The 26,765-nt window shown below is 63.5% G+C and carries 28 protein-coding genes; 14 read left to right on the top strand and 14 right to left on the bottom strand.

The window, feature by feature from the left end; all coding sequences use genetic code 11:
- The first annotated feature begins 57 nt into the window (after positions 1 to 57).
- The gene (locus IG168_RS06755) at positions 58 to 969 is read left to right on the top strand and encodes an amidohydrolase family protein (RefSeq protein WP_193163179.1); all 912 of its coding nucleotides are present in this window, start codon (positions 58 to 60) and stop codon (positions 967 to 969) included.
- Here IG168_RS06755 and ggt read toward each other — a convergent pair.
- The 3 genes from ggt to rsmD form a co-directional block, all read right to left on the bottom strand.
- Positions 963 to 2,738: a gamma-glutamyltransferase gene (gene ggt / locus IG168_RS06750; protein ID WP_193163177.1), complete on the bottom strand. Its 1,776-nt coding sequence runs from the start codon at positions 2,736 to 2,738 to the stop codon at positions 963 to 965. The two genes, IG168_RS06755 and ggt, sit on opposite strands and share 7 nt — an antisense overlap.
- Positions 2,739 to 2,819: 81 nt before the next feature.
- Positions 2,820 to 3,299 (bottom strand): pantetheine-phosphate adenylyltransferase, encoded by a 480-nt coding sequence (coaD, locus tag IG168_RS06745; protein WP_193163175.1) that lies wholly within the window; start codon positions 3,297 to 3,299, stop codon positions 2,820 to 2,822.
- A 222-nt stretch (positions 3,300 to 3,521) separates the two neighbouring features.
- Positions 3,522 to 4,127, bottom strand: a complete 606-nt coding sequence (gene rsmD / locus IG168_RS06740; RefSeq protein ID WP_226876603.1) for a 16S rRNA (guanine(966)-N(2))-methyltransferase RsmD — start codon at positions 4,125 to 4,127, stop codon at positions 3,522 to 3,524.
- An 85-nt stretch (positions 4,128 to 4,212) separates the two neighbouring features.
- Here rsmD and ftsY point away from each other — a divergent pair, with 85 nt between their 5' ends.
- The 7 genes from ftsY to IG168_RS06705 all read left to right on the top strand — a co-directional run bounded on the left by ftsY (position 4,213) and on the right by IG168_RS06705 (position 10,533).
- Positions 4,213 to 5,385 carry a signal recognition particle-docking protein FtsY gene (gene ftsY / locus IG168_RS06735; protein WP_193163171.1) on the top strand — a complete coding sequence of 391 codons (1,173 nt, stop codon included), beginning with the start codon at positions 4,213 to 4,215 and terminating at the stop codon, positions 5,383 to 5,385.
- 62 nt (positions 5,386 to 5,447) lie between these two features.
- A complete protein-coding gene (gene ftsE, locus IG168_RS06730) occupies positions 5,448 to 6,134 on the top strand; it encodes a cell division ATP-binding protein FtsE (RefSeq protein ID WP_193163169.1) in 687 nt (228 codons plus the stop codon).
- Complete coding sequence (ftsX, locus tag IG168_RS06725) at positions 6,115 to 7,131, top strand: permease-like cell division protein FtsX (protein WP_319024670.1); 1,017 nt, start codon at positions 6,115 to 6,117, stop codon at positions 7,129 to 7,131. Before ftsE ends, ftsX begins: the two co-directional genes overlap by 20 nt.
- Positions 7,132 to 7,425: 294 nt before the next feature.
- A complete protein-coding gene (gene rpoH / locus IG168_RS06720; RefSeq protein ID WP_193163166.1) occupies positions 7,426 to 8,280 on the top strand; it encodes an RNA polymerase sigma factor RpoH in 855 nt (284 codons plus the stop codon).
- 100 nt (positions 8,281 to 8,380) lie between these two features.
- On the top strand, positions 8,381 to 8,758 hold the full coding sequence (locus tag IG168_RS06715) for a DUF423 domain-containing protein (RefSeq protein WP_193163163.1): 378 nt from the start codon (positions 8,381 to 8,383) through the stop codon (positions 8,756 to 8,758).
- 113 nt (positions 8,759 to 8,871) lie between these two features.
- Positions 8,872 to 9,588 (top strand): tRNA (guanosine(46)-N7)-methyltransferase TrmB, encoded by a 717-nt coding sequence (trmB, locus tag IG168_RS06710; RefSeq protein WP_193163161.1) that lies wholly within the window; start codon positions 8,872 to 8,874, stop codon positions 9,586 to 9,588.
- Between the two features lie 147 nt (positions 9,589 to 9,735).
- Positions 9,736 to 10,533: a porin family protein gene (locus IG168_RS06705; RefSeq protein WP_193163159.1), complete on the top strand. Its 798-nt coding sequence runs from the start codon at positions 9,736 to 9,738 to the stop codon at positions 10,531 to 10,533.
- Positions 10,534 to 10,566: 33 nt separating this feature from the next.
- Here the strand turns inward: IG168_RS06705 and IG168_RS06700 are convergent, their stop codons facing one another.
- Positions 10,567 to 12,483 (bottom strand): ATP-binding cassette domain-containing protein, encoded by a 1,917-nt coding sequence (locus IG168_RS06700; protein WP_193163157.1) that lies wholly within the window; start codon positions 12,481 to 12,483, stop codon positions 10,567 to 10,569.
- An 81-nt stretch (positions 12,484 to 12,564) separates the two neighbouring features.
- On the opposite strand from IG168_RS06700, the gene IG168_RS06695 reads away from it, so the two are divergent.
- Positions 12,565 to 13,056: a TIGR02444 family protein gene (locus IG168_RS06695; protein ID WP_193163147.1), complete on the top strand. Its 492-nt coding sequence runs from the start codon at positions 12,565 to 12,567 to the stop codon at positions 13,054 to 13,056.
- Between the two features lie 6 nt (positions 13,057 to 13,062).
- Here IG168_RS06695 and IG168_RS06690 read toward each other — a convergent pair whose 3' ends face one another.
- A complete protein-coding gene (locus IG168_RS06690) occupies positions 13,063 to 14,001 on the bottom strand; it encodes a histidine kinase (protein ID WP_193163145.1) in 939 nt (312 codons plus the stop codon).
- A 453-nt stretch (positions 14,002 to 14,454) separates the two neighbouring features.
- Between IG168_RS06690 and IG168_RS06685 the strand changes: the two genes are divergently transcribed.
- Positions 14,455 to 15,258 (top strand): FKBP-type peptidyl-prolyl cis-trans isomerase, encoded by an 804-nt coding sequence (locus tag IG168_RS06685; RefSeq protein ID WP_193163143.1) that lies wholly within the window; start codon positions 14,455 to 14,457, stop codon positions 15,256 to 15,258.
- A gap of 95 nt (positions 15,259 to 15,353) precedes the next feature.
- Here IG168_RS06685 and rsd read toward each other — a convergent pair whose 3' ends face one another.
- Entirely contained in the window at positions 15,354 to 15,824 is a 471-nt protein-coding gene (rsd, locus tag IG168_RS06680) for a sigma D regulator (protein ID WP_193163140.1), read from the bottom strand.
- Between the two features lie 211 nt (positions 15,825 to 16,035).
- Between rsd and IG168_RS06675 the strand changes: the two genes are divergently transcribed.
- Positions 16,036 to 16,671: an FMN-binding negative transcriptional regulator gene (locus IG168_RS06675; RefSeq protein WP_193163138.1), complete on the top strand. Its 636-nt coding sequence runs from the start codon at positions 16,036 to 16,038 to the stop codon at positions 16,669 to 16,671.
- Positions 16,672 to 16,685: 14 nt separating this feature from the next.
- On the opposite strand, the gene IG168_RS06670 is transcribed toward IG168_RS06675, so the two are convergent.
- The 7 genes from IG168_RS06670 to IG168_RS06640 form a co-directional block, all read right to left on the bottom strand.
- Positions 16,686 to 17,381 carry an LrgB family protein gene (locus tag IG168_RS06670; protein WP_193163136.1) on the bottom strand — a complete coding sequence of 232 codons (696 nt, stop codon included), beginning with the start codon at positions 17,379 to 17,381 and terminating at the stop codon, positions 16,686 to 16,688.
- The gene (locus IG168_RS06665) at positions 17,374 to 17,775 is read right to left on the bottom strand and encodes a CidA/LrgA family protein (protein WP_193163134.1); all 402 of its coding nucleotides are present in this window, start codon (positions 17,773 to 17,775) and stop codon (positions 17,374 to 17,376) included. The genes IG168_RS06670 and IG168_RS06665 overlap by 8 nt, the downstream gene beginning before the upstream one ends.
- 54 nt (positions 17,776 to 17,829) lie before the next feature.
- On the bottom strand, positions 17,830 to 18,321 hold the full coding sequence (locus IG168_RS06660; protein ID WP_193163132.1) for a disulfide bond formation protein B: 492 nt from the start codon (positions 18,319 to 18,321) through the stop codon (positions 17,830 to 17,832).
- The gene (locus IG168_RS06655) at positions 18,318 to 18,920 is read right to left on the bottom strand and encodes an acyl carrier protein phosphodiesterase (protein WP_193163130.1); all 603 of its coding nucleotides are present in this window, start codon (positions 18,918 to 18,920) and stop codon (positions 18,318 to 18,320) included. The genes IG168_RS06660 and IG168_RS06655 overlap by 4 nt, the downstream gene beginning before the upstream one ends.
- Before the next feature lie 18 nt (positions 18,921 to 18,938).
- On the bottom strand, positions 18,939 to 20,522 hold the full coding sequence (gene gshA, locus IG168_RS06650) for a glutamate--cysteine ligase (protein ID WP_193163128.1): 1,584 nt from the start codon (positions 20,520 to 20,522) through the stop codon (positions 18,939 to 18,941).
- A gap of 103 nt (positions 20,523 to 20,625) precedes the next feature.
- Positions 20,626 to 21,066, bottom strand: coding sequence for a hypothetical protein (locus IG168_RS06645; RefSeq protein ID WP_193163126.1), 441 nt, complete (start codon positions 21,064 to 21,066; stop codon positions 20,626 to 20,628).
- 132 nt (positions 21,067 to 21,198) lie between these two features.
- On the bottom strand, positions 21,199 to 22,452 hold the full coding sequence (locus IG168_RS06640; RefSeq protein WP_193163124.1) for a malic enzyme-like NAD(P)-binding protein: 1,254 nt from the start codon (positions 22,450 to 22,452) through the stop codon (positions 21,199 to 21,201).
- Between the two features lie 407 nt (positions 22,453 to 22,859).
- Here IG168_RS06640 and IG168_RS06635 point away from each other — a divergent pair, with 407 nt between their 5' ends.
- Together IG168_RS06635 and IG168_RS06630 are read left to right on the top strand one after the other, a co-directional pair.
- Positions 22,860 to 23,432: a TetR/AcrR family transcriptional regulator gene (locus tag IG168_RS06635; RefSeq protein ID WP_226876601.1), complete on the top strand. Its 573-nt coding sequence runs from the start codon at positions 22,860 to 22,862 to the stop codon at positions 23,430 to 23,432.
- A gap of 16 nt (positions 23,433 to 23,448) precedes the next feature.
- A complete protein-coding gene (locus tag IG168_RS06630) occupies positions 23,449 to 23,922 on the top strand; it encodes a nuclear transport factor 2 family protein (RefSeq protein ID WP_193163122.1) in 474 nt (157 codons plus the stop codon).
- A 126-nt stretch (positions 23,923 to 24,048) separates the two neighbouring features.
- Here the strand turns inward: IG168_RS06630 and rpmE are convergent, their stop codons facing one another.
- Positions 24,049 to 24,261, bottom strand: a complete 213-nt coding sequence (rpmE, locus tag IG168_RS06625; RefSeq protein ID WP_193163120.1) for a 50S ribosomal protein L31 — start codon at positions 24,259 to 24,261, stop codon at positions 24,049 to 24,051.
- Positions 24,262 to 24,467: 206 nt separating this feature from the next.
- On the opposite strand from rpmE, the gene IG168_RS06620 reads away from it, so the two are divergent.
- A complete protein-coding gene (locus IG168_RS06620; protein ID WP_193163118.1) occupies positions 24,468 to 26,687 on the top strand; it encodes a primosomal protein N' in 2,220 nt (739 codons plus the stop codon).
- Positions 26,688 to 26,765: the final 78 nt, after the last annotated feature.

Below are 26,765 nucleotides of genomic sequence, written 5' to 3'. Positions count from 1 at the left end.
GGATGATGCGCCTCTCCTATACTTTTCCGGTGACACGAATCGCACCGGGAGAGAAAAATGACGTGGGAAGGGATCCGTCGGGGCGGGCTTCTATACACCCTGATTGCCGCCGCTGTATTGGCGCTGGCAGCCTGCGGCCGCGCCGGCCATGACGGCAGCGCGGAAGATGTGTCCTCCGGCGCCAAGCTGGTGCTGAAGAATGCCTATATCGTCACCCTCGACCCTCAGCGACCGCAGGCTGCTGCCATGGCCCTGGATAACGGAAGGATTCTGTATATCGGTGCTGAAGAAGGTGTCGACAAGTTTGTCGGTGCGCATACCCGGGTCGAGGATCTGCAAGGCCGCCTGGTACTGCCGGGATTTGTCGGGGCCCAGTTGCACGCGTGGGCGCTGGGTAATCGGGTTGATCTGCGCGATGCCGCCAGCGTGGGTGACTGCCAGCAGCGTGTGGCGGAATTTATGCGCACCCATCCGCAGCGGCAGGTGATCGTCGGCCAGGGCTGGAACGCGGGTATTTTTACCGCTGGCGGGCCGCACAAGGATCAGCTGGACCAGGTTTCCGATTTCTACCCGATTGTGCTTTTCTCCGGCGACCGCGCTAGCGTCTGGACCAACTCCGAAGCGTTGGCCGCCGCCGGTATCAATCACGATACGCCCAATCCGCCCGGTGGCGTCATCGAAAAAGATGAAAATGGCCTGGCCATCGGCCTGCTGCGCGAAGAGAGCGCCATGGCGTTGGTGGAGAAAATCATCCCGGAAAATACCGCGGATGACTACCGCGCGGAACTGCGCGCCCTACTGGCCGAGGCCGGCCGCCGCGCGGGCAAGGCGGGCAGCCTGGCCGTGGGCCAGTGGGCGGATTTCACCGTGCTGGATAAGAACCTGCTGCAACTGCCGCTGGTCGAGAGCACCACCGCGACCGTGTGGCGCCGCTACCAGCGCGGCGAGCTGGTGGCCGGGTCTCACTGACCCAGCGCACTGCCCTCGCGGCGCGGGTCGGCGCCGCCGTACAGCTTGCCGTCGTGCAGCGCAATGGCGTGGATGCCGCTGTTGAGCTGGTGCTGAATCACCCTGTGGCCGAGTTTTTCCAGGCCATCAATTGTAGTGGCGGAAAAGAATCCCGGCTCCAGTTCCACGGTGCTGCCGATTGCAGCGATATTTCCCGCGGCCACCGCATCGGCGATCGGCATACCCAGGCCCAGGTGGTACAGGATGGTGCGCGCGGTGTAGTCGATGATACGCGAGCCGCCCGGCGACCCCACCAGCAGGCGCATGCTGCCGTCCTTGTTGAACACGATAGTCGGCGACATGGACGAACGCGGCCGCTTGCCCGGCTGGATGCGGTTGGCTACCAGGGCGCCGTCGGCATTTTTCGGCGTAAAGGAAAAGTCGGTCAGCTGGTTGTTGAGCAGGAAGCCCTTCACCATCAGTCGCGAGCCAAATCCGGTCTCGATACTGGTAGTCATGCTGACACCATTGCCGTAGCGATCGACGATCACCAGGTGGCTGGTGTTGGGCAGTTCCGGCGATTTGGCCGTGAGGCGCTTCTCGTGAAACGCCTTGGGTTTGCCCGGCACCGCTGGTGTGGCCGCGTTCGGGTCGATCAGCTTAGCGCGCTGCACCAGGTAGCCCGGTGCGACCATCGCGTGGCTGGGCACGTCGACAAAGTCCGGGTCGGCGGAATAGGTATTGCGGTCGGCGAAGGCCAGTTCCGAGGCCTCCGCAAACAGGTGGGTCAGCTCGGTGCTGCCGGCCTTGTACTGATGCAGCGGGAACTGTCCCAGCATGCCCAGGGTCGCGCCCACAGTGGTGCCGCCGGATGAAGGCGCGTCCGCGCCGCAGACACGATAGACCAGGAACTCCGCACAGATAGGTTCCCGGCGTTGCGCCTGGTAATCGGCCAGGTCCCGCAGGGTCATAACGCCGGGGTTTTCCGGGTCGTTGCGCACGGCCTGAACAATCGCGCGGGCGATGTCACCGCGATAAAAATAGCCCGCCCCCTGTTCGGCAATCAACTTCAGGGTCTTTGCGTACGCGGGGTTTTTCAGGATGTGGCCGACCGGCAGGGGTTCGCCATCGGCATCAAAGAAATAGTTGCGAATGGCCGGCCGCACTGCCACCTGGGGCAGTTCCTCGAGCAACTGGTGCAGGCGCGGCGACACTGCAAAACCGTTTTCGGCGAGTTGGATGGCGGGTTGGAACAGAGTGGCCCAGGGCAGTTTGCCATCGCGCTTGTGAGCGAGTTCCAGCATGCGCAGGACACCGGGAACGCCGACAGAATTGCCACCGATCACCGCCTTTAAAAATGGTCGCGGCTTGCCGTCGCGCATGAAGTAATCTTCATCGACGCCGGCGGGCGCCTTTTCGCGGCCGTCGTAGTAGTTCAGTTGCTTGTCGCCGGCGCGGTAGCTCAGCATAAAGGCACCGCCACCGATACCGGACGATTGCGGCTCCACCAGTCCCAGCACCATCTGTGCAGCAATGGCTGCGTCCACCGCGCTGCCGCCGCGGGCAAGCATCTGCTCGGCGGCGAGGCTGGCGTGAGGGTTGGCGGTAACCGCCATGAATTTACTGGCAGTGGCCGACTTGACCTCGGTGCGCCCGGTGGCGACTTCCGGCTGGATTTCCTGGCTCGCAGACGCCTGTGCGGCTGTGACCTGCGCGGCTGCGCCCTGCGCGGTACCGGCCTGCGCGGCTGCGCTGGAAAGAACGAGAAGAGCGAGTATCAGATTGCGCACGAAACACTCCGGGGGACTGTGAAAATCCGTCCGAGTGTAACAGAAAGCGCCACGGAGCCCGCGGGGGGCTCCAAGATCGGGTTACTTCTGGAATTTATCCAGCAGTGCCCGCTGAACCGCCGGCGGTACGAACTTGGTGACGTCGCCGCCGAGGGAGGCGATCTCACGCACCAGCGAAGAAGAGATATAGGAGAGGTGCTCGGCCGGGGTCAGGAACAGGCTTTCCATATTCGGTGCCAGTTGCCGGTTCATATTGGCCAGCTGGAACTCGTATTCGAAATCGGACACTGCGCGCAGACCGCGCAATACGCCGTAGGCATCCACCTGGCGCACCAGGTCGGCGAGCAGGATATCGAAGCCGATCACCTCGACATTGGGCAGGTGGCCGAGCACTTGTTGGGCCAGTTCCACCCGCTCGTCCATGGTGAACAGCGGATTTTTGCGCGTGCTCGCGGCTACCGCCACGATTACGTGATCGAACAGCCGGGCGGCCCGCTCCACCAGGTCCATATGACCATTGGTGATGGGGTCGAAGGTTCCGGGATAGACGACTTTTTTCATACGTCAGCTTTCCGAGCGGGGCCGAATGGGACGCGCATGGTAAACAATTTGTGCGGAGGGCTCAAAATCTGTAACGAAAGGCCTCGTGGCTTTGCGCAGATCCCGGCGGCACGAGGGGCAGCCGGGGTCACGACGACTCGGGCTGCCCACTGGTACAGTGCGGCACAGGGATGTGCCGTCATTGGCCGATAGACCAATGCGAGCGGCGCCGGGGTGCCGGGGTCAGGACGACCCAGGCTGCCCACAGGTAAATAACCGCATCTGCACCTGCCCGGCCTTCTTTTCCTTCTCCAGTTGCCAGCCCGCCGGTGTCACCAGTTGGTTGTCCCGCGGCGTTTCCACATAGACCAGTGCGCCGTCCCGCAGGTGCGGTGCCAGAGCGGTGAGAGCTTCCTGCCACAGGTCGCCGGCGAACGGCGGATCCACAAACACGATGTCGTAGTCGCCCTCGGCCCGCGTCAGGAAATCCGCCGCACTGCTGTGGTGCACGCGGCCGTTGTCCGCCTGCAGGACTTGCAGCTGTTCCGTCAGTGTCTGCGCCGCGCGCCGGTTGAGTTCGACAAAATCCACCGCATCCGCGCCCCGCGACAGCGCCTCCAGCCCCAGGGCGCCGGAGCCGGCGAACAGATCCAGGCAGCGGGCGCCCGGCAGGTGGAACTGCAGCCAGTTGAACAGGGTTTCGCGCAGGCGGTCGCCGGTGGGGCGCAGGCCCTCGACCGGGGCGAACTGCAGCTTGCGCCCGCGCCAGCGGCCGCCGATGATGCGCAGTTGTGACTGGCCCTGGGGGGCCGGATTGTGCGCTGGGCGCCTGGATGAGTTTCGGGGCAAGGTGACTCTCTGGTAACTCTCTACTGGGGACTTGAGCGGTGCTAAGATTAGCGCCTTTCTGACAGCGGTACACCCGGACGCACACATGATCTTTGACTTCCTGCGCAAAAAGAAGCCCAAGCCCGACGAAGCCGGGCAACCCGTCGACAGCAAGGCGGAAGAAGCCGCCGAAGCGGAAGTGCCGGACGCCGGGGTAGCGGAAGAGGTAGCGGAGCAGGAAGAAGCCACCGCGCAGGCCGAATCGCAGGCGGACACTGCGCCCGAACCGGAACCCGAACCCGTAGCGGAGGCACCTGCAGAACCGGCGCCCGAGCCGCAGAAAGAGCAAAAGGTTGGCTTTTTCTCCCGCATCCGCCGCGGCCTGAGCCGCACCAGCGGCCAGTTTGCCGAGGGTATGGGCAACCTGTTCCTCGGTGCCAAGGAAATTGACGAAGAGCTGCTCGAGGAGCTGGAGACCCAGCTGCTGATGGCGGACGTGGGGGTGGAAGCCACCTCCGAAATCGTCGAGCGCCTGACCGAGCGCGTCTCGCGCCGGGAGCTGGGCGATGGCGCGGCGCTCTATGGTGCACTGCAGGACGAGCTGGCGCAGCTGCTCGATACTGTCCAGGCGCCGCTGGAAATCGATACGGCCAAGAAGCCCTTCGTCATTTTGGTCGTCGGCGTCAACGGTGTTGGCAAGACCACCACCATCGGCAAACTGGCGCACCGCTACCTGAACCAGGGCAAGTCGGTGATGCTGGCGGCTGGCGACACCTTCCGCGCCGCGGCGGTGGAGCAGCTGCAGGTCTGGGGCGAGCGCCACGACGTGCCGGTGGTGGCCCAGCACACCGGTGCCGACAGCGCCTCGGTGATCTACGACGCGGTGCAGTCGGCCCAGGCCCGCGGCATCGATGTGGTCATCGCCGATACCGCCGGGCGCCTGCACACCAAGGCCAACCTGATGGAAGAGCTGAGCAAGGTGCGCCGCGTAATGGGCAAGCTCGACGACTCCGCTCCCCACGAGGTACTGCTGGTACTGGATGCCGGTACCGGCCAGAACGCCATCAGCCAGGCCAGCCAGTTCCGCGATGCCGCCGGCGTCACCGGCCTGGTGTTGACCAAGCTCGACGGTACCGCCAAGGGCGGGGTGATTTTCGCGCTGGCGCAGCGCTTTGGTATTCCGGTACGCTTTATCGGCGTGGGTGAACAGGCGGAAGACCTGCAGCCGTTTGTCGCGCGCGACTATGTCGCCGCGCTGTTCAATCGCGAACCGAGCTGATTTCCGGCGGGCGCCGCCCCGGCTGCGCCCGCAACACATAATAAAAACGCTGCGACCACTGCATGATCACCTTCGACAACGTCAACAAACGCTATGAGTCCGGGCAGGATGCGCTGGTGCGGGTCAGCCTGGACATCGAGCGCGGCGACATGGTGTTCCTGACCGGGCACTCCGGGGCGGGCAAGAGCACGCTGCTCAAGTTGCTCACCGCCATCGAGCGCCCTACCCGCGGCAGTATTCTCGTGGCCGGACAGAACCTCAACCGCCTGCGCAACGGCCAGGTCCCCTATTACCGCCGCAACCTCGGCATCGTCTTCCAGAACCACCAGCTGCTGTTCGATCGCAGTGTGTTCGAAAACGTCGCCCTGCCCCTGTCCGTGGCCGGCTGCAGCAAACGCGAAGTGGGTCGGCGGGTGCGCGCCGCACTGGATAAAGTCGGCCTGCTGCACAAGGAAAAGCACAATCCGATCGTGCTCTCCGGCGGTGAACAGCAGCGCGTCGGTATTGCCCGCGCGGTGGTGAACAAGCCGGCGATCCTGGTGGCCGATGAACCTACCGGCAACCTGGATCCGCAACTGTCGGCAGAGATCATGCAGTTGTTTGCCGATTTCAACGCCGTGGGCGTCACTGTGATGGTGGCGAGTCACGATCTGGAGCTGATCGCGCGCATGAAACGCCGCGTGCTGACCCTGCAGGCGGGCCAGTTGATCTACGATGGAATCCCGAGCCGTGAACCAGCGTATTCATAATTCCCCGCGGGCGACCCGCACTGCCCAGCGCCCGCCGGCCGAACGCGGCCCCGGCGCGGTTGCCGCACGCACCAGTCTCGGCGACCGCTGGCACAGCTGGCTCGGCCACCACCGTGAAATGGCCGGTGAATCCCTGCGCCGCTTCTTTGCCACGCCGCTGGCCAGTGGCATGACCGCACTGGTGATCGCCATCGCCCTGGCCCTGCCGGCCGCCCTGCAGCTGGGGCTGGTGAACTTCCAGCGCGCCGTGGCCGGCTGGGACGGACAGCCACAGATCTCGGTATTCCTGCACAAAGACGTGCGCGACTCGGTGGTGCAGTCCTTCGCCGATGAACTGCGCGCGAAACCCCTGGTGGCGGACGTCACCTATATCTCCCCGGATGATGCCCTGGCCGAGTTCCAGCAGAGTTCCGGCTTGGCTGATGCGCTGACCGGCCTGGATAGTAATCCGCTACCGGCGGTGCTGCTGGTGCGCCCGCGCAACACCGCCAGCGCGGATCTCGAGGCGCTGGCCCAGCAGCTGCGCGACAGCGCGCTGACTGACTCGGTGGTCCTGGATATGGCCTGGGTGCAGCGTCTGGCGCAACTGACCGAGCTGGGGCGGCGCCTGTCTGCCGGTTTGGCCCTGCTGCTGGCGCTGGGGGTGCTGCTGGTGGTGGTGAACACCATTCGCCTGCATATCGAAAACCGCCGCGAGGAGATACTCGTGGTCAAACTGGTGGGTGCCACCGATGCCTTTGTGCGCCGCCCTTTCCTGTACAGCGGCCTGTGCTACGGCTTTTTCGGCGGCCTGCTGGCCTGGCTGCTGGTGGCCGCCGGTGCCGCGCTGTTGTCCGGCCCGGTGGCCGGCCTGTCGGCGTCCTACGGCAGTGGCTACACCCTGCACGGCCCCGGTATCAGTTACCTGCTTGGCCTGACGGCCGGTGCGGCATTGCTCGGCCTGCTCGGTGCCTGGGTGGCCGTGGCTCGGCATATCAAGGCCATAGAACCGCGCTGATTGCTCGGTTCGTCTGCGCCGAATTCGACCGCTTTGGCGGCCGATTCCGATGCCCGTGGCCCCTGCGTGCGTGAAGAAAGGTAAAGCCCCTGTGCGGCGGGGAACCCATCCTGTGGATAACCCCTCTAAGAGCCCGGATTTCAACGCATTGCGGCGCCCCCATCCGGACTTCCTATGGCGGTCACGCAAGTGCTACACTGAGGCCAATTTGTCGCTTGCCGGCCCTGTGCCCGCAGCGGCGGCCGCCCGGTCATCAACCGGTCCGGCACGAGAATTCAGAGAGGAGAGACCCGAATGGGAACCAGCCTACAGCCCGCCCAGATACTGTCTCCGGGTGCCAATCTCGGCGCCTATATCCAGACAGTCAGCGGCTTCGACGTGCTGTCCGCCGACGAGGAGAAGCGGTTGGCGGAAGATCTCTATTACCGCGAAGACCTGAACGCCGCGCGCCAGCTGGTGCTGTCGCACCTGCGCTTCGTGGTGCATATCGCCAAGTCCTACTCCGGTTACGGCCTGAACCAGTCCGACCTGATCCAGGAGGGCAATGTCGGCCTGATGAAGGCGGTCAAGCGCTTCAACCCGGAGAAGGGTGTGCGCCTGGTGTCCTTTGCCGTGCACTGGATCAAGGCCGAGATTCACGAGTTCATCCTGCGCAACTGGCGCATCGTTAAAATCGCCACCACCAAGGCGCAGCGCAAGCTGTTCTTCAACCTGCGCGGTCAGAAGAAAAAGCTGGCCTGGCTGACCAACGACGAGGCCAAGGCCGTGGCCGCGGACCTGAACGTCGATGTGGCCCACGTCCACGAGATGGAGGGCCGCCTGGCCGCCCACGACGCCGCCTTCGATGCTGGCGTGGACGACGATGATGACAGTGCTTGGCAGGCGCCGGCGCACTATCTCGAGGACCGCCGTTTCGATCCGGCCGCCCAGCTGGAACGCGACAACTGGCAGGAAACCAGCCTCAACAGCCTCGCCGCCGCCATGGAGCAGCTGGACGAGCGCAGCCAGGATATCCTGCGCGCACGCTGGCTGAGTGAAGAGAAGTCCACCCTGCACGAGCTGGCCGACAAGTACGGCGTATCCGCCGAGCGAATCCGCCAGCTGGAAAAAAATGCCATGAAGAAAGTACGCGTGGCGATGGAGGCTTGAGAGAAAGCCTGATCCGCGCACTGCCTTCGGGCACAAAAAACCGCGCAGCAGCGCGGTTTTTTTATTGGTGGAACATTGATTGGAAAGTGGGAGATTTCCGGTGAGCAAACTCTACTTATTGCTGGCCGCGCTGCTCGGCGGCAGCGGCGTCATTCTCGGGGCATTCGGTGCCCACGGCCTGCGCGGGAAAGTCGCTGACAACCTGCTCGAGGCTTACAAGACCGGCGTGCACTACCAGCTGGTACACGCACTCGCGCTGATCGGTGTCGCGGTGCTGATCCAGCAGTGGGGCGAGCGCACGGCCCTCGCCGTCTGCGGCGCCCTGTTCTTTGTCGGTGTGCTGTTTTTTTCCGGCAGTCTCTATGGCCTGACCTTTGGCGGTCCGCGCTGGCTCGGTCCGGTGACGCCGCTGGGCGGCCTGTTGATGATTGGCGGCTGGGTGGCCCTGTTTATCGCCGCGCTGAATCTCTCCAAATAATTCCCGGGCCCGGGGCCCTACAATGTCAGCTAGTTAACGCGGAGGTTTGGCGCGTCCCCGGGGCACGCCAACCTTCCAGCCAGTCAATAAATTCGCATTCGAGGTCGCGAAGCATGCAAGACGAGTCCGCGGAAGACTTTCCCTACCGCACTGAATACAAGAAGAAATCCATCCGCAGCTATGTGATTCGCGCCGGGCGCATGACCGAGGGGCAGCGCCGCGCTTTCGACAATTACTGGGGGCCCTACGGTCTGTCGCTATTCGATGGTCCGCTGGATCCACAGGCGGTTTTCGGCCGCGCTGCACCGCTGGTGCTGGAGATCGGTTTTGGTATGGGGGACTCGCTGCTGGCGATGGCCGAGGCGGAACCGGACAAGGATTTCATCGGCATCGAGGTGCACCCACCCGGGGTAGGCCGCCTGATTAACAACGCCGGCAAGGCCGAGCTGAAAAACCTGCGCGTCTATATGGCCGACGCGGTGGACGTGCTGAACGACTGCATCGATGACGGCCTGCTCGACCGTTTCCAGCTGTATTTCCCCGATCCCTGGCACAAGAAAAAGCACCACAAGCGCCGCATCGTGCAGCCGGAGTTCGTGCAACTGATCTGCGCCAAACTGAAAACCGGTGGCCTGCTGCATATGGCCACCGACTGGGAAAATTACGCCGAGCATATGCTCGAGGTGCTGGAGGCCGAGCCGCAACTGGAAAATACCGCCGGCGCCGGCAACTACGCGCCGAGGCCGGAATTCCGCCCGGAAACCAAGTTCGAGCGCCGCGGCCTGCGGCTTGGCCACGGGGTCTGGGACCTGCTCTACCGCCGTAAATAAACGGCGCGGTGTTGCCAGGGATGGCGGCGCATTTCGGGTGGCTCCGTGACGTTTTTTTGACAGCCACTGGCGCGCCGTTGTGCCGCGCCAATGTCTGCTATCTTCATTCAGACCCACTGCCGGTAAAAGGAACTTCCGGAGCCCACAATGACAAAAAGCCGCCCGCTCGCCCCGATTGCCTTCAGCGTTTCTGTGCTGGCAGGCCTGTGCAGTGCGCCGTCACTGGCAGATGAAGAAACCACCCTGAATCTCTACCTGAACGGTGGCCAGTACTGGTTCAGCGGCGACCGCCTCGATGGCTCCCCTTTCGAAGGTTATGACCTGGAAGATACCACCGGTGGCGGCGCCGGACTGGGCTACAGCGTTACCGATCGCTGGGCGTTAGAAGGCGTCCTCGATTATTTCAGTGCGAAAGTCGAAGACCTCGACGAAAAGGTCGAGGTGTACAACTACCACATGGATCTGTTCTACCACTTCGCCGGTCGCTTCTGTGGCAATTTCTGCTGGCAGCCTTATGTCGCCTTCGGCGCTGGGGAAATACGGGTGGACAACAACGATTCCTACGACGATGCCTTCGACTGGCACGATCGCCAGACCATGGTCAATCTCGGTCTGGGTGTGAAGTACAAACTGGGGCCGCGCTGGCAGGCCCGCGGTGATGCGCGACTCTTCCAGGGGGTGGAGCACGGTGGCCTGGATGGATTTGTCAGTATCAGTATCGGCTACCAGTGGTACGAGTACCCGCGCATTGTGCGCGACTTTGACGGCGACGGTGTGTTTGATGATATCGATGGCTGCCCGCAGACGCCGCCCGGCATCCCGGTGCACAGCAACGGTTGCCCGGGCGACTCCGACTACGACGGTGTACCCGACTATCTGGACCGCTGCCCGAGCACGCCGGCGGGGACAGCGGTGAACGAAAACGGTTGCACGACACCGATTTAACGCCGGCGCCGCGATGCGTCGGCGTTTCCCGGCTCAGTCTCCGCGGGCGTCCTCCAGCTGCTCGCTGATTTCCAGCCACTCCATTTCCAGCGTGTCGAGGGTCTCGCGCTGTTCCGCCTGGGAACGATTGAGGCGCGCTATCTCGTCCTGCTGGCCGCCGCTGTAGAGGTTTTCATCGGCGAGCTGTTCTTCTACTTGTGCCAGCGCCTTTTCCGCCTGCGCCATCTGTTGCTCGATGCGTTTGAGCCTGTTGGTCAGTGGTTTCAGCTGTTCGCGCAGGGCCGCGGCGGCACGCCGTTGGGCTTTTTTGTCCTCCGTGGGGGTATCTGCCGTCGCTGCCTTCTCCTCGGCCTTTTCATTGCGGCGGAAATTCAGCAGCCACTGCTTGTAATCTTCCAGATCGCCGTCGTAGGGTTCCGCGCGGCCGTTGGCGACGAGCATGAATTCGTCCGCGGTGTTGGCGAGCAGGTGGCGGTCGTGGGAAACCAGCACCACGGCGCCGGGAAACTCCGCCAGCGCCAGGGTCAGCGCGTGGCGCATTTCCAGATCCAGGTGGTTGGTCGGCTCATCGAGCAGCAGCAGGTTGGGTTTCTGCCAGGCGAGAATCGCCAGTGCCAGCCGCGCCTTTTCGCCACCGGAGAATCCGCCCACCTTTTCAAACACCCGGTCGCCGACGAAGCCGTAACCGCCGAGAAAATCCCGCAGTGACTGCTCACTCGCGTCTGGGGACAGGCGCTGCAGGTGCAGCAGCGGCGACGCGGCGCCGTCCAGCGCCTCCAGCTGGTGCTGGGCGAAGTAGCCGATCGCGAGGTGTTCCCCGCACAGGCGCTCACCGTGCAGCAGGGGTAATTCACCGGCCAGGGTCTTGATCAGGGAGGATTTGCCGGCGCCGTTGGGGCCGAGCAGGCCGATGCGGCGCCCGGGTTGAATGCCCAGCTGCACCTTGCGCACGATCACCTTGTCCTCGCCGCCGCTGTCGCGATAGCCAATATCTGCCTCGCGCAGGTCGATCAGCGGGTCGGAAGTCTTGTCCGACGACGGCAGGGAAAAGCGGAACGGCGAATCGATATGCGCCGGCGCTATCTCTGCCATGCGGTCCAGCGCCTTGAGTCGGCTCTGTGCCTGCCGGGCCTTGGTCGCCTTGGCGCGAAAGCGGCGCACGAAGTCTTCCATGTGCGCGCGCTCGGCCTGCTGCTTCTCGTACTGTACCTGCTGCTGTGCGAGCCGCTCGGCGCGGGTGCGTTCGAAGGCGCTGTAGTTGCCACTGTAGAGCACCAGGCTCTGTTGTTCGAAGCTGACGATACCGTCCACCACGGCATCGAGGAAGTCGCGGTCGTGGGAGATGATCAACAGGGTGCCGGGAAAGCGCTGCAGCCACTGTTCGAGCCACAGGGTCGCATCCAGGTCCAGGTGGTTGGTGGGTTCGTCGAGCAGCATCAGGTCTGCCGGGCACATCAGCGCGCGGGCCAGGTTCAGGCGTATGCGCCAGCCACCGGAAAAACTGCGCACCGGTCGCTGCTGCTCGCTGTGGGCGAAACCGAGGCCGTCGAGCAGTTGTGCCGCACGCGCCGGCCCGCTGTAGCCGTCGATTGCCGCCATGTGCTCATGCAGTTCCGCCAGCTGCCGGCCGTCGGTACCATCGCTCTCCGCGCGGGTCAGTGCCGCCTGCAGTTGGCGCAGCTCGGCATCGCCATCGAGTACATAGTCGAGGGCGCTCTGCTCGCCGGCGGGAACCTCCTGGGCCATATGCGCAATGCGCCAGCCCGCGGGGATCTCCACACGACCCGTGTCGCTGTCGATTTCGCGCAGCAGCAGTTTGAACAGGGTGGACTTGCCGCAGCCATTGGCGCCGATGATGCCGACTTTGTGACCCGGGAAAATCCGGCAGTCGGCTTCATGCAACAGTTCGCGACCGCCGCGCTGGACGGAGACACCTTGCAAATTGATCAAAGAAAAAACCTCACGGGCCCATGCGGATGCTAGGCTATTCGACATTAAAGCGGTCGCGATTTTAGTGCTAACGGGCCCACCATGACAAAAACCGCCCCTCCCTCCTCTTCGCTGCAGAACCCCCTGTGGCAGTTCAGTCTCGATTTCTACCGCCACGAGGAGGTCCAGCAGTTCCTGCTGGACTGCCAGGACCGAAAAGGGGCCGACGTGTGCCTGCTGCTGTGGGCCAGCTATGTGACCGCCTGTGGGCGCCAGCTGAGCGAAGAGAGCTGGCGGGTGGCGGACCGGGGGTTGGCACCGCGGCGGCGCATGATTTCCAGCGTGCGCCATCTGCGCCGTTGGCTCGGACGGCTGCGCCCGCGCTCACAGGGACTCTACGACTGGTGCAAGCGCTATGAACTGAAGCTGGAGCAGCGGCAACTGGCGGCGCTGTGGAAATTGCAGGAAGAGACCTGGCCGGAAGATCGGCCGGCACTCGAACTGGCGGGGCAGCAATACGGTCTGCTGCAAAAAGAACAGGCCCGCTGGGCGGGCCTGATCAATAGCTTTGGCGCGCGGCGGGCCGGCACCTAGCGGGACTTACTCGTCGCCGGACTTTTCGCTGGAAAACAGGCTGTTCGGCGGAGTCATCGGGGTGATGCTCGGAGCCGGAGCCGTCTTCGGCATTTCGGCGGGCTTCTGCTCCGCTGCCGGCTCGCCGCCAAGCGGGCGCGATTCCGGCGTCTTGCCCATAATCGGGGAACCGGATTCCGGCTTGGTTTCGGGTTTGCTTTCCGACTTCACTTCGGCCGGCGCAGCGGGCTTGGGTGCGGCGGCTGGCTTGGCGGCTGCCTTCTTGACCGGGGCCTTCTTGGGCTTGGGTGCTTTCTTTGCCGCGGGCTTGGCTGCAGCCTTTTCGGCCGGGGCTTTCGCGGCTACGGCTTTCTTGGCCGGTGCCTTTTTGGTGGCAGCTTTTTTCGGGGCTTTTTTGGCCGTGGCCTTGGCGGCCTTTTTCGCTGGTTTCGCTGCAGTTTTTGCTGCGGATTTCTTCGGTGCCTTGGCAGCAGTGGCTGACTTCTCCGCGGCGGCCTTTTTGGCTGGCGCTTTCTTGGAGCTGGCTTTCTTTTTCTTGCCTTTGCCGGCTGTAGCTTTTTCCGCCTTGGCTGCTATTTTGCTGATAGTCGCCGCGATCTTCAGTTCGGTTTTTGCAGCCGCTTCCGCCTGCTTGGCTTCCGCCGCCGCGTCCTTGGCCATCTTCAGTTCTGCGGTGAGCTTGTCTACTGCCGCTTTGGCGGTGTCCACGCGCTGCTTCACTGCAGCGGTTTTGCTCTTCTTCGCGGCGGCGCGGGCGCTCACCAGCTTGGTTTTGGCCTTGGCCAGCTTGCTGTTGGCAGCAGTTACCGCCTTGGCCGTCTTCTGCGCGGCTTTGCCGGCATCGGTGGCCTGCTTGGCTCGGGCCTTGTCGAGTTGGTTGGTGAGCTTGGCGATTTGTGCTTCCAGTTCTGCGACTGGATTAACAGCTTTACGTTTGGCAGCCATGGGTAAATATCCTGAGTTTTAATTTCGATTCGGCGCATCCGGGGATTAATAGATGTGCCCGACGTTGATGCGGTTGCTACCGCGTTCACAGATCCATGCACTGATCGGTTGCCTCGGAAATGGTTGACCACCCCTGGAAATTTTCCGACGCAACAACAGATGGAAGCCTGATAATAGCGTTGTTTTTCAAAAAAATGTATGCCGTAAACCGGGAAAAAAAGCACCGATTCGCGATTTTTTGGTAAATGGGTCGGGAACTTATGGGCAAAAATGGTGCCCTTGACCAATTGAGGCTGTCGGTATGCACCGGCCGCCGCCATGGGTTAGACTTGCACGGCACTGCCTGGCACGCTGTTGTGTCGGCGTCGAGTTATGACCCGGGACGCTTTCCGGCATTGGCCGAGAGGCCATGTACAAATTAATAAATGCATCACGGATAAAGAGACAAATCCCATGAATAAACTTCCTTTGGCTGCTGCAGTTGCCCTGGGCCTCGTGCTGGCCGGCTGCAACAAACAGGAATCCACGCAGACCGCCGAAGTCGCCCTGGATACCCACGAGAAAAAGGTCAGCTACATCATCGCCGAGGATATGGCCAAGCGCCTGCAGACTCAGGATGTAAAACTGGATCCCCAGGTCGTGCTGATGGCTCTGAAAGATGTCGAGGCCGGCCGCGAGTCGCGCCTGTCCGATGAAGAAAAGCAGAAGGTGATCGCAGTCTTCCAGGAGAAGATGCAGTCCAAGCAGCAGGAAATGCTGGCCAAGCAGGAGAAAGAGTTCAAGGCAACTGCCGAGAAGAACCTGGCGGAAGGCAAGGCATTTCTGGAAGCGAACGCCAAGAAAGAAGGCGTGAAGACCACTGACTCGGGTCTGCAGTACAAGGTCATCACCGAGGGCAGCGGCGATACCCCGAGCGCTGACAGCGTGGTTGAAGTGGACTACAAGGGTACGTTGATCGACGGCACCGTATTCGACAGCTCCTATGCCAAGGGCGAGCCGGTTCAGTTCCCGGTGAATGGCGTGATCAAGGGCTGGACCGAAGCGCTGCAGATGATGAAGGAAGGCGCCAAGTGGGAGCTGTATATTCCCGCCGACCTGGCCTACGGACCGGGCGGTGCCGGCGGCATGATCGGCCCCAACGCCACACTGATCTTTGAAGTGGAACTGCACAAGGCGAACGTAAAGCCGGGTGACGACGCCGCTGCGGACGAAGCTGATAAGGCGGACGACGCTGATCAGGGTTCCGATCAGGAATAAGCGTTATTGCCGGATATGAAAAAGGGGCCTCTGGCCCCTTTTTTAATGTCTGGTAACAACAATGTCGGGTAACGGCGGTCGCCGTCAGGTTGCAGTTACGATGGCAGCTGGTTCTTGTGCGCTGTATGCAGCACCGCGATCATCTGGTCCTCGGACTCGAAGCGGGTCTCCAGCGCTTCGCCCAATTGCGAAAGGTCGCCGGGCAGACTGGAGAGGTCGTCGGTCTCCAGATATTTATCATTGAAGTCGACGGCGACATCGGTGGTGCTGTCGATTTCGCGGTAGAGTGCGCGAGCCCGATCCAGTGCGGCTTTGTCGCCAAAGTCCTGCCCTTCGCGAATCAACTGTTCATAGACCTCGAAGTGACCGGCCGAGATGTAATCCATCAGGTACTGGCACAGCTGGCGGAGATTTTCGTCCACCCCTGCATCGCCCTCAGTGAATTCTTTTTTCTCTGACAGCGCGCAGAAGCGCACCAGGAGCGACTGACGGGAATGCAGCCAGCGGTCGATGATGTCACTCACCCCACCCCAGCGCTCGTGTGCGGTCTTACAATTTTCCAGCATGTCCGAACTTCCTTTTGTTGCTTTTACTGCCATCGCCGCCCGTTGGTGCTGCCCGAAACAGCGCGGGTGCGGCCTTCTAATTTAGTGTCAGCAGGCCCTATGGAAGATAGGAGATTCGCCCGCCGCCGGCAAGGAAGCCAGCGCATTGAGCGCCAAAACCGGGTTGGTTAACATGCGCTGCTTCTCATCAGCCCGAGGGGCCGTATCGACCATGTATCTTCCAAGCCATTTTCGACGCGAGGCGCGTCCCGACCTCTACCGGCTGATTCGTCAATTTCCACTGGCGACCCTGGTCACCACTTCCTCTGCGGGCCTGTGCGCGAATCACGTGCCATTGCTTCTGTCTGTCGCCGAGGACGACGGCGTCACCCTGCGCGGGCATGTCGCGCGGGCTAACACTCTGGTGCGGGATCTCGATCAGCCTGTGTCCGCCATGGCGATCTTCACCGGGCCGGATAGCTACATCTCGCCGTCCTGGTACCCGGCCAAGGCGGAACACGGCAAGGTGGTTCCCACCTGGAACTACACCGCAGTCCACGCCAGTGGCCGCCTGCGGCTGGTGGAGGATCCGCAGTGGCTGGCAAAACTGCTCGACGATCTCACCGCGCAGCAGGAGGGCGATGCCGCTGATCCCTGGTCGGTGGACGATGCACCGCAGGTATTTATCCAGCGCCTGTCGTCGGCGATTGTCGGTATCGAGCTGGCGGTCGAAACACTGGAAGGCAAGTGGAAAGTGAGCCAGAACCAGAGTGCCGATACCCGCGTCGCGGTGGCAGATGGACTGCGCGAACGCGGCCGCGGTGCTGATGCGGCCATGGCCGAGCTGGTGATGGCGCTCGAAGACTGAGCGCGGACTCGCGGTTAACGCAGCAGTAGCGGCAACAGCAGTGCGGTCAGCGCGCCGCACAGGCCCATCGCCAGTGCCGCAAAGGCGCCACACAGGGCGCTGATCTCCAGCGCGCGTGCGGTACCCACTGCGTGCGCATTGATGCCCAGCGTCAGGCCGAGGATGCGGTCGTCGTCGATACCCATCCGCTTCAGTAGTGGCGGGCCCAGTACCGCACCGACGACGCCGGTAAACACGACGATTCCCGCCGTCAGGCTCTCCACCGCGTGAATTTTTTCCGCGACTGCCAGCGCGATGGGCGTGGTGACCGACTTGCCCGCGAGCGCCAGTATGACCGTGTGCCCGGCGCCAAACAGCATCGCGAAGCCGACGGCCACCAGCGGGGCCAGCGCCGCGCCCACGACCAGCGTGATGGCCAGCGGCCAGCCGGCGCGGCGGATGATGCCCAGGTTCTGCTTCAGCGGCACCGCCAGCGCCACCACCGCCGGACCCAGCAGTGCGTAGAGGAGTCCGCTCGCGCGCTGGTAATCGGGATAATGGATGTCGACTGTCAGCAGCACCACGGCCACCAGCGCGCTGGCACCGACGATCGGGTGCAGCAGTGCCGTGCCCGTTGCGCGGTAGAGTTTCAGTCCGAACAGGAAGGCGGCGAGATTGAGCGGCAGCACGAACAGCGGGCTGTGCAGGAAGCCGGCGATGGCATCACTCATCGTTGTGCCTCGCGTCGGCAGACTCCAGCAGTTTTTTCAGCAGCAGCGCACACAGGGTGAGGCTCAGCAGCGTGCCGAGGATGGTGGCGGCGAGCAGGCCCAGCCAGTCGCCGGCGTTCAGGTCGCGGAGAAAATAGAAACCCACTGCGGCGGGCAGGAACAACAGCGCCAGCAGGCGCAGCAGCAGATCGCTGACCAGTGCGATACCGCGGGGCACGCCCCCGTAGAGCATCATTCCCAGCAGCAACAGCAGCATCCCCACCACCGAGCCGGGAATCGGCAGTGACAGCAGCGCGCTGATCCAGCGGCCGACTACTGCGCAACCGGCCAGCGCCGCCGCGCCGGACAGCCAGTGCGCGAGTTCACGCAATTGCGGGGGAATTGTCTGCTTCAAGGCGGCTACCAGTTGGCGCGGACGGGCGCGCGGGCGCACCCGGTTGGAGGGCGATCAGTGTTTACGGAAGGCCTGCCACACGCCGAAGGCGATGATGCCGGCAAAGCCCACTGCGGACCAGCCGGGAATGGACAGGCCCAGCCAGGTCCATTTGATATCCGCGCAGTTGCCGTCGCCGGTCAGCAGGGTCTTGATGACGTCGCCCAGTGGAAAGGCATCGATCATGTAGGTGATGCCCGGGCCACAGGCCGGCACCTGGTCCGCCGGCAGGCTCTGCAGCCACAACTGGCGACCGGCGAAATACAGCCCGCCCATCGCGGACAGTGACACCAGCAGGCCGTAGATGCGCCGCCCGATCGTGGCCGGGTTGTGCAGGAAAGCAACCAGCGATACCAGCCCCACGGCCAGCAGCATCAAGCGCTGGCTGATACACAGCGGGCAGGGTTCCAGCCCCATGGCAAATTCAAGATAAAAGGCGGCGCCCAGCAGAAATACGACGGCGAGGAATACCAGCAGGAAGGTAATGCGCGGGTTAGGTAGGCTCATGATTTATTGGATCCTGAATAGTGCAGGCGAAACTCGACGGCCTCGCGATTCAAGTCTTCAAATAGTCGATCAAATTGGTGTTGCAGAGTTCCCCCGGCGGCGATCAGTTCCGGCAGCGCCTCGTGCAAAGGCACCGGCCGGCGCAGGCGCTGACCGACACGTTCCAGTGTGCGCGCGATTACCTGCGGGTCGCCATAACTCTGCAACAGTTTAAATTGCTCAGCGCGGGCGATAAACGCCTGCGCGCGCGGCGGAATATACCGGCTGCGGGCGTGAAAGTCCTGCCAACATTGGTCACAAAAGGCGTCGAGGGGCTGCGGGTGGTAGCGGGACCACTGCCGGCTGAGCAGGTGATCGAACCAGATATCCATAATGATGCCGGCGTAGCGGCGCCAGCTGGGATCCAGCAAGGTGAGCGATTCGCGGTGTGCGGGGTGTTCATCGGTGGTGACATCGATGCGGCGGTGCAGGCGGATGCCCGCTTCGATCGCGGCGGGCCGCTCGCCGGTCAGGGGACCTTTGACGAAATCCCCCAGCAGCCCGCCCAGGCGCCAGTCCGGATCGGGGCCGGACAACAGCAGGTGGGCGAGATAGTTCATCGAAGTGCCCGGCGGCCGTTACCGCTGGCAGAAGATGTACTGGGCATAGTATTTGCCGAGGAAATCCTCGAAGCTGCCCGTGTCCGCGTCTTCCACCGCCCTTTGTTTGCGCAGGGACTCCTCGGCCTGCCCGGCGAATTCCCGCTGTTCACTGTCGTCGAGCGGGCGCTCGAGGAAATAGCGGCGGTGCTGCTCGGCCTTGTCGGCGGCCCACTGGAAAAAGCTCTGCTTGTTTTTGCGCATCTCCGCCAGTATCTGCGCGGCCGGGGTCGGCGCTTCACCGCTGACCTTGGCCCGTTGCGCGTCGATAGCGCGGCTGTAGTCGTCGCCGCTCCAGGCGCTGTCGAGGAGCTCGGCGATGGGCGCCATCTCATCGAGCAGGCGCCCGGCCCAGTCGGTGAGTTTCAGTTCGCCGCCATTGTGGATCAGCTGCAGCTCCGGATCGCGGCCGCGATAAACGATGCGGTTCTGGTTTTCCTGTACCGCGCGGTAGTCGGCATCGTCCGTCTTGGGGCTCTTTTCCAGCAGGCAGTGCAGCAGGAAACTGTCGAGGAAGCGCATCTGCCGGGCGTCGATACCGAGCGGTGCATAGGGGTTCAGGTCGAGGCAGCGCACCTCGATATATTCCACCCCGCGGTTGTCCAGCGCCGACAGCGCCGTCTCGCCCATCTCGGCCGGGTTCTTCGGGCGGATCGGCGAGTAAAACTCGTTTTCAATCTGCAGTAGCCCTGTGGACAACTGCTGGTAGTGGCCCTGTGCATCTTTAACGCCCTGCGCGTGATACGGCGCATAGGGCCGGCTGATGGCCGCGCATAGCGTGGACAGGTAGCTGGGCAGGTCGTTGTAGCAGACGATCAGCGACTGCTGGGCATCGCTGTTGTAGCCGAGGTCGCCCATGCGCAGCGACGTGGCGTAGGGGGCGTACAGGGTGCGCCCATTATCGTCGAAGCTTTCCAGGCTGTGCTCGCGGCCTTCGACAAAGGAGCCGCACACCGCCGGCGCGGCGCCGAACAGGTAGATCAGCAGCCAGTAGTGGCGGCGGAAATTGCGGATCAGGTCGAAATAGCGGCGCGTCTTGAAGTCGCGCAGGGATTCGCTGCTACCCTCGTGCTCGTGCAGCCAGGCCCAGAAATCGTTCGACAGGGAAAAGTTGTAGTGAATGCCGGCGATGGTCTGCATTGCGCGGCCGTAGCGCAGTCCCAGTCCCAGCCGGTAGACAGTTTTCATGGTGCCGCTGTGGGAGCTGCCGTAGCGGGCCACCGGAATATCCGCGTCCGCGCCGATACGGCACGGCATGCTGTTTACCCACAGGCGCTCGTCGCCAATCTGGCTGTAGGTGTAGCGGTGGATCCGGTCGAGGATTGCCAGTGCGCCCTCGGGTGTGGCCTCCGGCGGCGTGATGAATTCCAGCAGCGCCTCGGCGAAATCCGTGGTGATGCTGTCGTGCGACAGCGCTGAGCCCAGCGCCTCGCTGTGAGGGGTCTGCGCCAGGGCGCCGTCCGGTGTGACGCGCAGGCTTTCCTTTTCGATACCGCGGCGAATGCCCTTCAGCAGTTGCAGCGTCTGTGGTTGGCGCAGGGCGGCCAGATGGGGATTGGGCACTCGGTTCTCCTGGAGGCTGTCGGCACCTGGCATGGCGCTGTCGCTTGTGCAGGCCGATATGGGGGTCGCCGGGGACTTTCTCAAGTCCGCGGCGAATCGGCGATCAGGCGGCGGAATTGGATTTGGCCGCACCCTCTTCCGGTTGCTGCGGCTCTATTTCCGGCGGCTCGTCCGGTGCGACTTCCGGTGGCTCGTCCGGGGTGACCTCCGGGGCCGGCTCGGGGTTCACCTCCGGGTTGGTCGACGGCGGCATTTCTTCCGGCGCGCCCGGCTCAATCTCCGGCTCGCCCGCCGCTTCCGCTTTGACCGCGGGTTCGCCCAGGGCGTCTTCCGGCACTTGCGGCTGGCCCTTGCCGTTCACTTCGCACTGCAGCAACTCGATGCGCAGGCTCACGTCGCGGGTGTTGGCTTCGAACATCTGGTTGATGGCGACATCTTTGTATTCGCTGCGGAACAGGCGAATAGCCTCGCGGCCGTCAATCCACTCGTTGCTTTTGCTCAGGAATTGTTGGTGCTGGTTGGTCAGCACGTAGACGTGACTCATGCGGGTGTAGAACTTTAACGCTTTGATAGATGGGCAGTGTAGCGACGGGGGCTGGATGGCTCAAGAATGGCAGTCAATTGCGCGACGGGAAGTCGCCCCCGCGGGTCGAGACGCGGGGGCGGATTTGGCGGGTCAGAGTTCCGTGAGCGGATAGTGCGCCGGGTACGGCAGTCGCGCGGCGCCGCTGTCCACGGCAGCGCGTGCTACCGCGGCCGCCACTTCCGGCAGCAGGCGCGGATCCGTGGGTTTGGGCAGGATGTAGTCGGCGCCCAGACTCAGCTCCACGCCGCCGTAGCCGGCGCGTACGGATTCCGGCACCGGCTCGTGAGCGATCTTCCGGATGGCCTCGATGGCCGCCAGCTTCATCTCCTCATTGATACGCACCGCGCGAACGTCCAGCGCGCCGCGGAAGATGAACGGGAAACAGAGCACGTTGTTGACCTGGTTGGGATAGTCCGAGCGGCCGGTGGCCATGATCAGATCGTCGCGCACGCTGTGGGCCAGCTCCGGGGCAATTTCAGGGCTCGGATTCGAGCAGGCGAACACCACCGGGCGCGGTGCCATGCGCTTCAGCTGCTCGGCGGACAGCAGGTTCGGGCCGGACACGCCGAGGAACACGTCGGCGCCCTCGATGGCGTCGTCCAGTGTGCGCATCTCGGTATCCCGCGCCCACTCGCCCTTGTAGGCGTTGATGTCGGTGCGCCCGGCGTGGATGACGCCGCGGCTGTCGAGCATGGTGATCTGCTCCTTGCGCGCACCGGCAGCCAGCATCAGTTTGCAGCAGGCGGTGGCGGCGGCGCCGGCGCCGAGGCACACCATGCGCACCTCGTCGATCTTCTTGCCCTGGATCTCCAGCGCGTTGAGCATGCCCGCGACGGTCACGATGGCGGTGCCGTGCTGGTCGTCGTGGAATACTGGTACCGGACAGCGCTCGATCAGCGCCTCTTCGATATGGAAGCACTCCGGCGCCTTGATGTCCTCGAGGTTGATACCGCCGAAGGTATTGGCGATGGCGGCCACCGTCTGGATGAACTGCTCCGGGCTCGCCGTATCCACCTCGATATCCACCGAGTTGATGTCGGCAAAGCGCTTGAACAGCAGCGATTTACCTTCCATCACCGGCTTGGAGGCGAGCGGCCCCAGGTTGCCGAGACCGAGAATGGCGCTGCCGTTGGAGATCACCGCCACCAGGTTGCCCTTGCCGGTGTATTTGTAGGCCGCTTCCGGATCCTTGGCGATTTCGCGCACCGGCTCGGCGACACCGGGGCTGTAGGCCAGGGACAGGTCTTCCTGGGTCTGGGCCGGCGTGGTCAGTTCTACCGACAGCTTGCCGGGTGTCGGCAGCGCGTGATAGTCGAGCGCGGCCTGGCGCAATGAATCCGTCATCTTGGAAAGCTTCTCTTCGTTAGAATGCTGCGGGCGAAAATCTGGCGTTTCGCCCGGGTTACTGCGGGGTCGGAGAGAATAACCGGAGGCCTCAGACGACACAAGGCTAAAAAACAGGCGAATGGATTAATTCCTACTAATTTTGGCAATAAACTCTGGGTACGGCGCAATACGCTGGCTTTTATTTTGCGGATGCCGGGATGTATATTTCGATCTGTGGTCGATGCGCCAGCCTTTCACTTCTATTTGCAGCCCTTGCCAGTTGCGCCGGACAAGCTGGCCAGAATCCCATCTTTCATCCGGGCGGGGGCTCGGCAGGCCCTCCGCAATTGGGCCGGTGCCTCCGAGCGGGAAAGCCCCGGATTTGTCCTTGCTCCATGGAGAATGATCGTTCTACACTGGTGCTCATGAATAGAAGCCAACAGACCGAACCGCTCGAGAGGCTCCTCCACTGCACTGAACAGCTGATCTACCGAGGCGGGATCTGTGCTACGGGGATGGATGCAATTGTGAAGGCTTCCGGGGTCTCGAGGAAAACCATCTATAAGTATTTCGGTACCAAGGATCGCTTGGTGGCCGAAGCGCTGAAGCGGCGGGACCTCCGCTGGATGGCTTGGTTTGAGATGGGCCTCGAGCGTTTCGCCGGCCCGAAGGCCCAGTTACTGGGCGCCTTCGACCTGCTCGCCGAGTGGTTCGGCTCAGCCGATTTCCACGGCTGCGCCTTCATTAATACCGCCGGAGAGGTGTGCGACCCGGAGGACCCGGTGCGGCAGGTCGCCAGGGCGCATAAGGAAAAACTGCAACGCTGCCTGACGCAGCGATGCAGCCAGCTCGGCGCCGACCAACCGCAGCAACTGGCCGGACAGCTTTTGCTGCTGATCGATGGTGCCATTACCAACGCCCTGGTGTCGGGCAGGTCCGACGTAGCCGCGGATGCGCGGCGTGTCGCCGAAACCCTGCTCGTGGCCGAGGGGCTGTAGCAACAGGAAATCAACAATGTCGAATGAACAGCGCCCACCCCTACCCCCGTTCACGCTGGAGACCGCCACGCAAAAGGTCCGCCTGGCCGAGGACGGCTGGAATAGCCGCGACCCGGCGAAGGTGGCCAAGGCCTACAGCCTGGATACCAATTGGCGCAACCGGGCTGAGTTTGTGCAGGGGCGCGAACAGGCCCAGACCTTCCTGGAGCGCAAGTGGCACAAGGAACTGGACTACCGCCTGATCAAAGAACTCTGGGCTTTTACCGGCAACCGCATAGCCGTGCGTTACGCCTATGAATGGCACGACGACAGTGGCAACTGGTTCCGCTCCTACGGCAACGAGAACTGGGAATTCGACGACAATGGCCTGATGGTCAACCGCTATGCCTGCATCAACGATCTACCCATCCAGGAGAGCGAGCGCAAATTCCACTGGCCTCTGGGGCGGCGCCCAGATGACCACCCGGGGCTCAGCGATCTGGGCTTGTGAAGCAAATACGGTTGTCGCCAGAGCCATCGGGGCTCTGGTGGCCGGGGCAAAGAAAAAGGCACCGAGGGGTAACCCAGGGTGCCTTTTTTGCTCGTTCGCTGCGCGGTGTCGCGCGGCGGCCCGAACTTACTTGCTGATGCGGCTGCCGAAACGCTTCTTGAAGCGATCTACGCGGCCGCCGGTGCTGGCTTCACGCTGCTTGCCGGTGTAGAACGGGTGGCACTGGGAGCACACGTCGATCTGCAGGTCCTGGCCCAGGGTGGAGCGAGTCTTGATGGAGTGACCGCAGGAACAGGTGGCGGTCACTTCGGTGTAGTTCGGATGGATATCTGTCTTCATGATGGCCTCTTTCGACACCGCCACTCGATCTGTTGCCGGGCACGGGGTCGTCGTTGGTGCAGGAACCACAGGGATTCCGGCCTGTTTAAAAAGTCGGCGCATACTAATCAGATTAGTCGCGCGGTTCAAGCACTATCACGAAACGGCCGGTCGGCTTATCTGCGCTATCATGCGCCCTTCGAGCCAGCAGTAGGGGGAGGATCAACTTGGCGTTCGAAGGGGGGAAACCGGCAATTCTGCGGCTGGCGGTGCCAGTGCCGCTGCGCCGTCTGTTCGACTATCTGCCGCCGGACGGCGTGGAACCGGCCGGTCTGCAGCCGGGCCAGCGCCTCTGGGTGCCCTTTGGCGGGCGCAAGCTGGTTGCCGTACTGGTGGATATCGTCGCCGAATCACCCCTCGCACAGCTGAAACCGGCGCTGGAGCTGGTCGACAGCGCCCCGCTGTTCGACGAGCGCAGCCGCGCCTTCCTGCACTGGGCCGCCGACTACTATCAGGCGCCGGTGGGGGAGCTCTACGCCGCCGCCCTGCCCGCCGCCCTGCGCAAGGGCAAGCCCGCCGATCACTGGGCCGAGCAGTGGCTGCAGCTGACCACTGAGGGCAAGGGCCTGCCGGAAACGGCACTGGCGCGGGCGCCGAAACAGCAGGCGTTACTGCAACTGTTATTACAGGGCGGGCGCCAGAGCCGCACTCAACTGAAGGCACTGGGCCACTCGACCACTATTATTCGTGCGCTGCTGGACCGGAACCTGGCCGAGTGGATTCCGGGCCCGACAGTGCCGCCCCCCATCACGTCCGGGGAGAGCGCCGAGGCAGCGCCGCCGGAACTGAATGAAGAACAAAAGGAGGTGCTCGCGGCCATTCCAGCCGCGGGCTTCTCCGCATCGCTGCTCGAGGGCACTACCGGCAGCGGCAAGACCGAAGTCTACCTGCGCCTGATGGAGCGGGTGCTGGCGGACGGTCGCCAGGCGCTGCTGCTGGTGCCGGAAATCGGCCTGACCCCACAGACCCTGCGCCGCATTGCCGCGCGTTTCCCCGGCCACAGCATCGCCGCCCTGCACTCCGGTCTCGCCGAGGGCGAGCGCGCCCAGGCCTGGCTGTCTGCGGCCGTCGGCCAGGCGGATATCGTTATCGGCACCCGCTCGGCGATCCTGACGCCGCTGCCGCGGCTCGGCGCCATCATCGTCGATGAGGAGCACGACGGCTCCTTCAAGCAACAGGATGGCGTGCGCTATTCGGCGCGTGACCTGGCGCTAGTGCTGGGGCGCAATGCCGCGGTGCCGGTGTTACTGGGTTCCGCCACGCCATCGCTGGAGAGCCTGCACAATGCCCTGTCCGGCCGCTACCAGCATTTGCGCCTGGTGCATCGCGCCGGCAATGCACGCCCGCCACAGATTCACGTGGTGCCGACGCTCGGCCAGCAACTCGAAGAGGGGTTCGCGCCGCAGGTGTTGCGCCACATCGGCGAGACGCTGGCGCGGGGTGAACAGGTGCTGGTCTTTATTAACCGCCGCGGCTTCGCGCCGGCGCTGACCTGTGACGACTGCGGCTGGCTGGCGGATTGCCCGCACTGTTCCAGCAAGCTGACCCTGCACCGCCGCCAGCGCCAGCTGCGCTGCCACCACTGCGATTTCCGCCAGCCGGCGGTCAACACCTGCCCCCAGTGCCACAGCCGCAATCTCAATGCATTGGGTGGCGGCACCGAGCGCAGTGAGGACTTCCTTACGCACAAGTTCCGGGATTTCCCGGTCATCCGGGTCGACCGCGACACCACCGCGAGCAAACAGGCGCTCGATCGCCTGCTGGAGCCGGCGCGCAACGGCGAGCCCTGCCTGTTATTGGGCACGCAGATGCTGGCCAAGGGGCACCACCTGCCGCGGGTCACGCTGGTGGTGATCCAGGACGCCGATGGCGGGCTCTTCAGTGCGGATTTCCGCGCGCCCGAGCGCACCGGTCAGCTGCTGGAGCAGGTGGCCGGCCGCGCCGGTCGCGGCGACCTGGCGGGACGGGTGCTGGTGCAGAGCCGCTATCCGGAACACCCGCTGCTGCAGTTGTTGCTGGAGCGCGGCTACGGCGCCTTCGCGCGGCAGTTGTTACAGGACCGGGCGGCGGCACAGCTGCCACCATTGCGGGCCATGGCGCTGGTACGTGCGGAATGTGAGGAACCCAAATGGGCAGAGGCCTTTCTCGCCGAGGCGCGCACGCAGATGCAGGCACTGGCACCGCCATCGCCGGAGCTTTCCTACCTGGGTCCGGTACCGGCGCTGCTGGAGCGCAAGTCCGGGCGCTTCCGTTTCTATGTCCAGGTCACCGCTGAGCGGCGCGGCGTACTGCAGGGACTGCTGGCGCGATTCTGCCAGTGGGCGGAGGGCAACCGGAACCGCCGCCTGCGCTGGGCGGTGGATATGGATGCGCAGGAACTGTCCTGATGCGGCGCCGGCAAATTTAGTGCCGGCAGACCCTAATGACGCCGAATAGCGTTACAATTCGCGCTACCGCCGTATCCA

Origin of the sequence: Microbulbifer hainanensis (assembly GCF_014904735.1) — a bacterium.
GTDB classification, from domain to species: domain Bacteria; phylum Pseudomonadota; class Gammaproteobacteria; order Pseudomonadales; family Cellvibrionaceae; genus Microbulbifer; species Microbulbifer hainanensis.
Note: the sequence above shows the minus strand (reverse complement) of the source record. Positions and strands in the feature narration are given on the sequence as shown.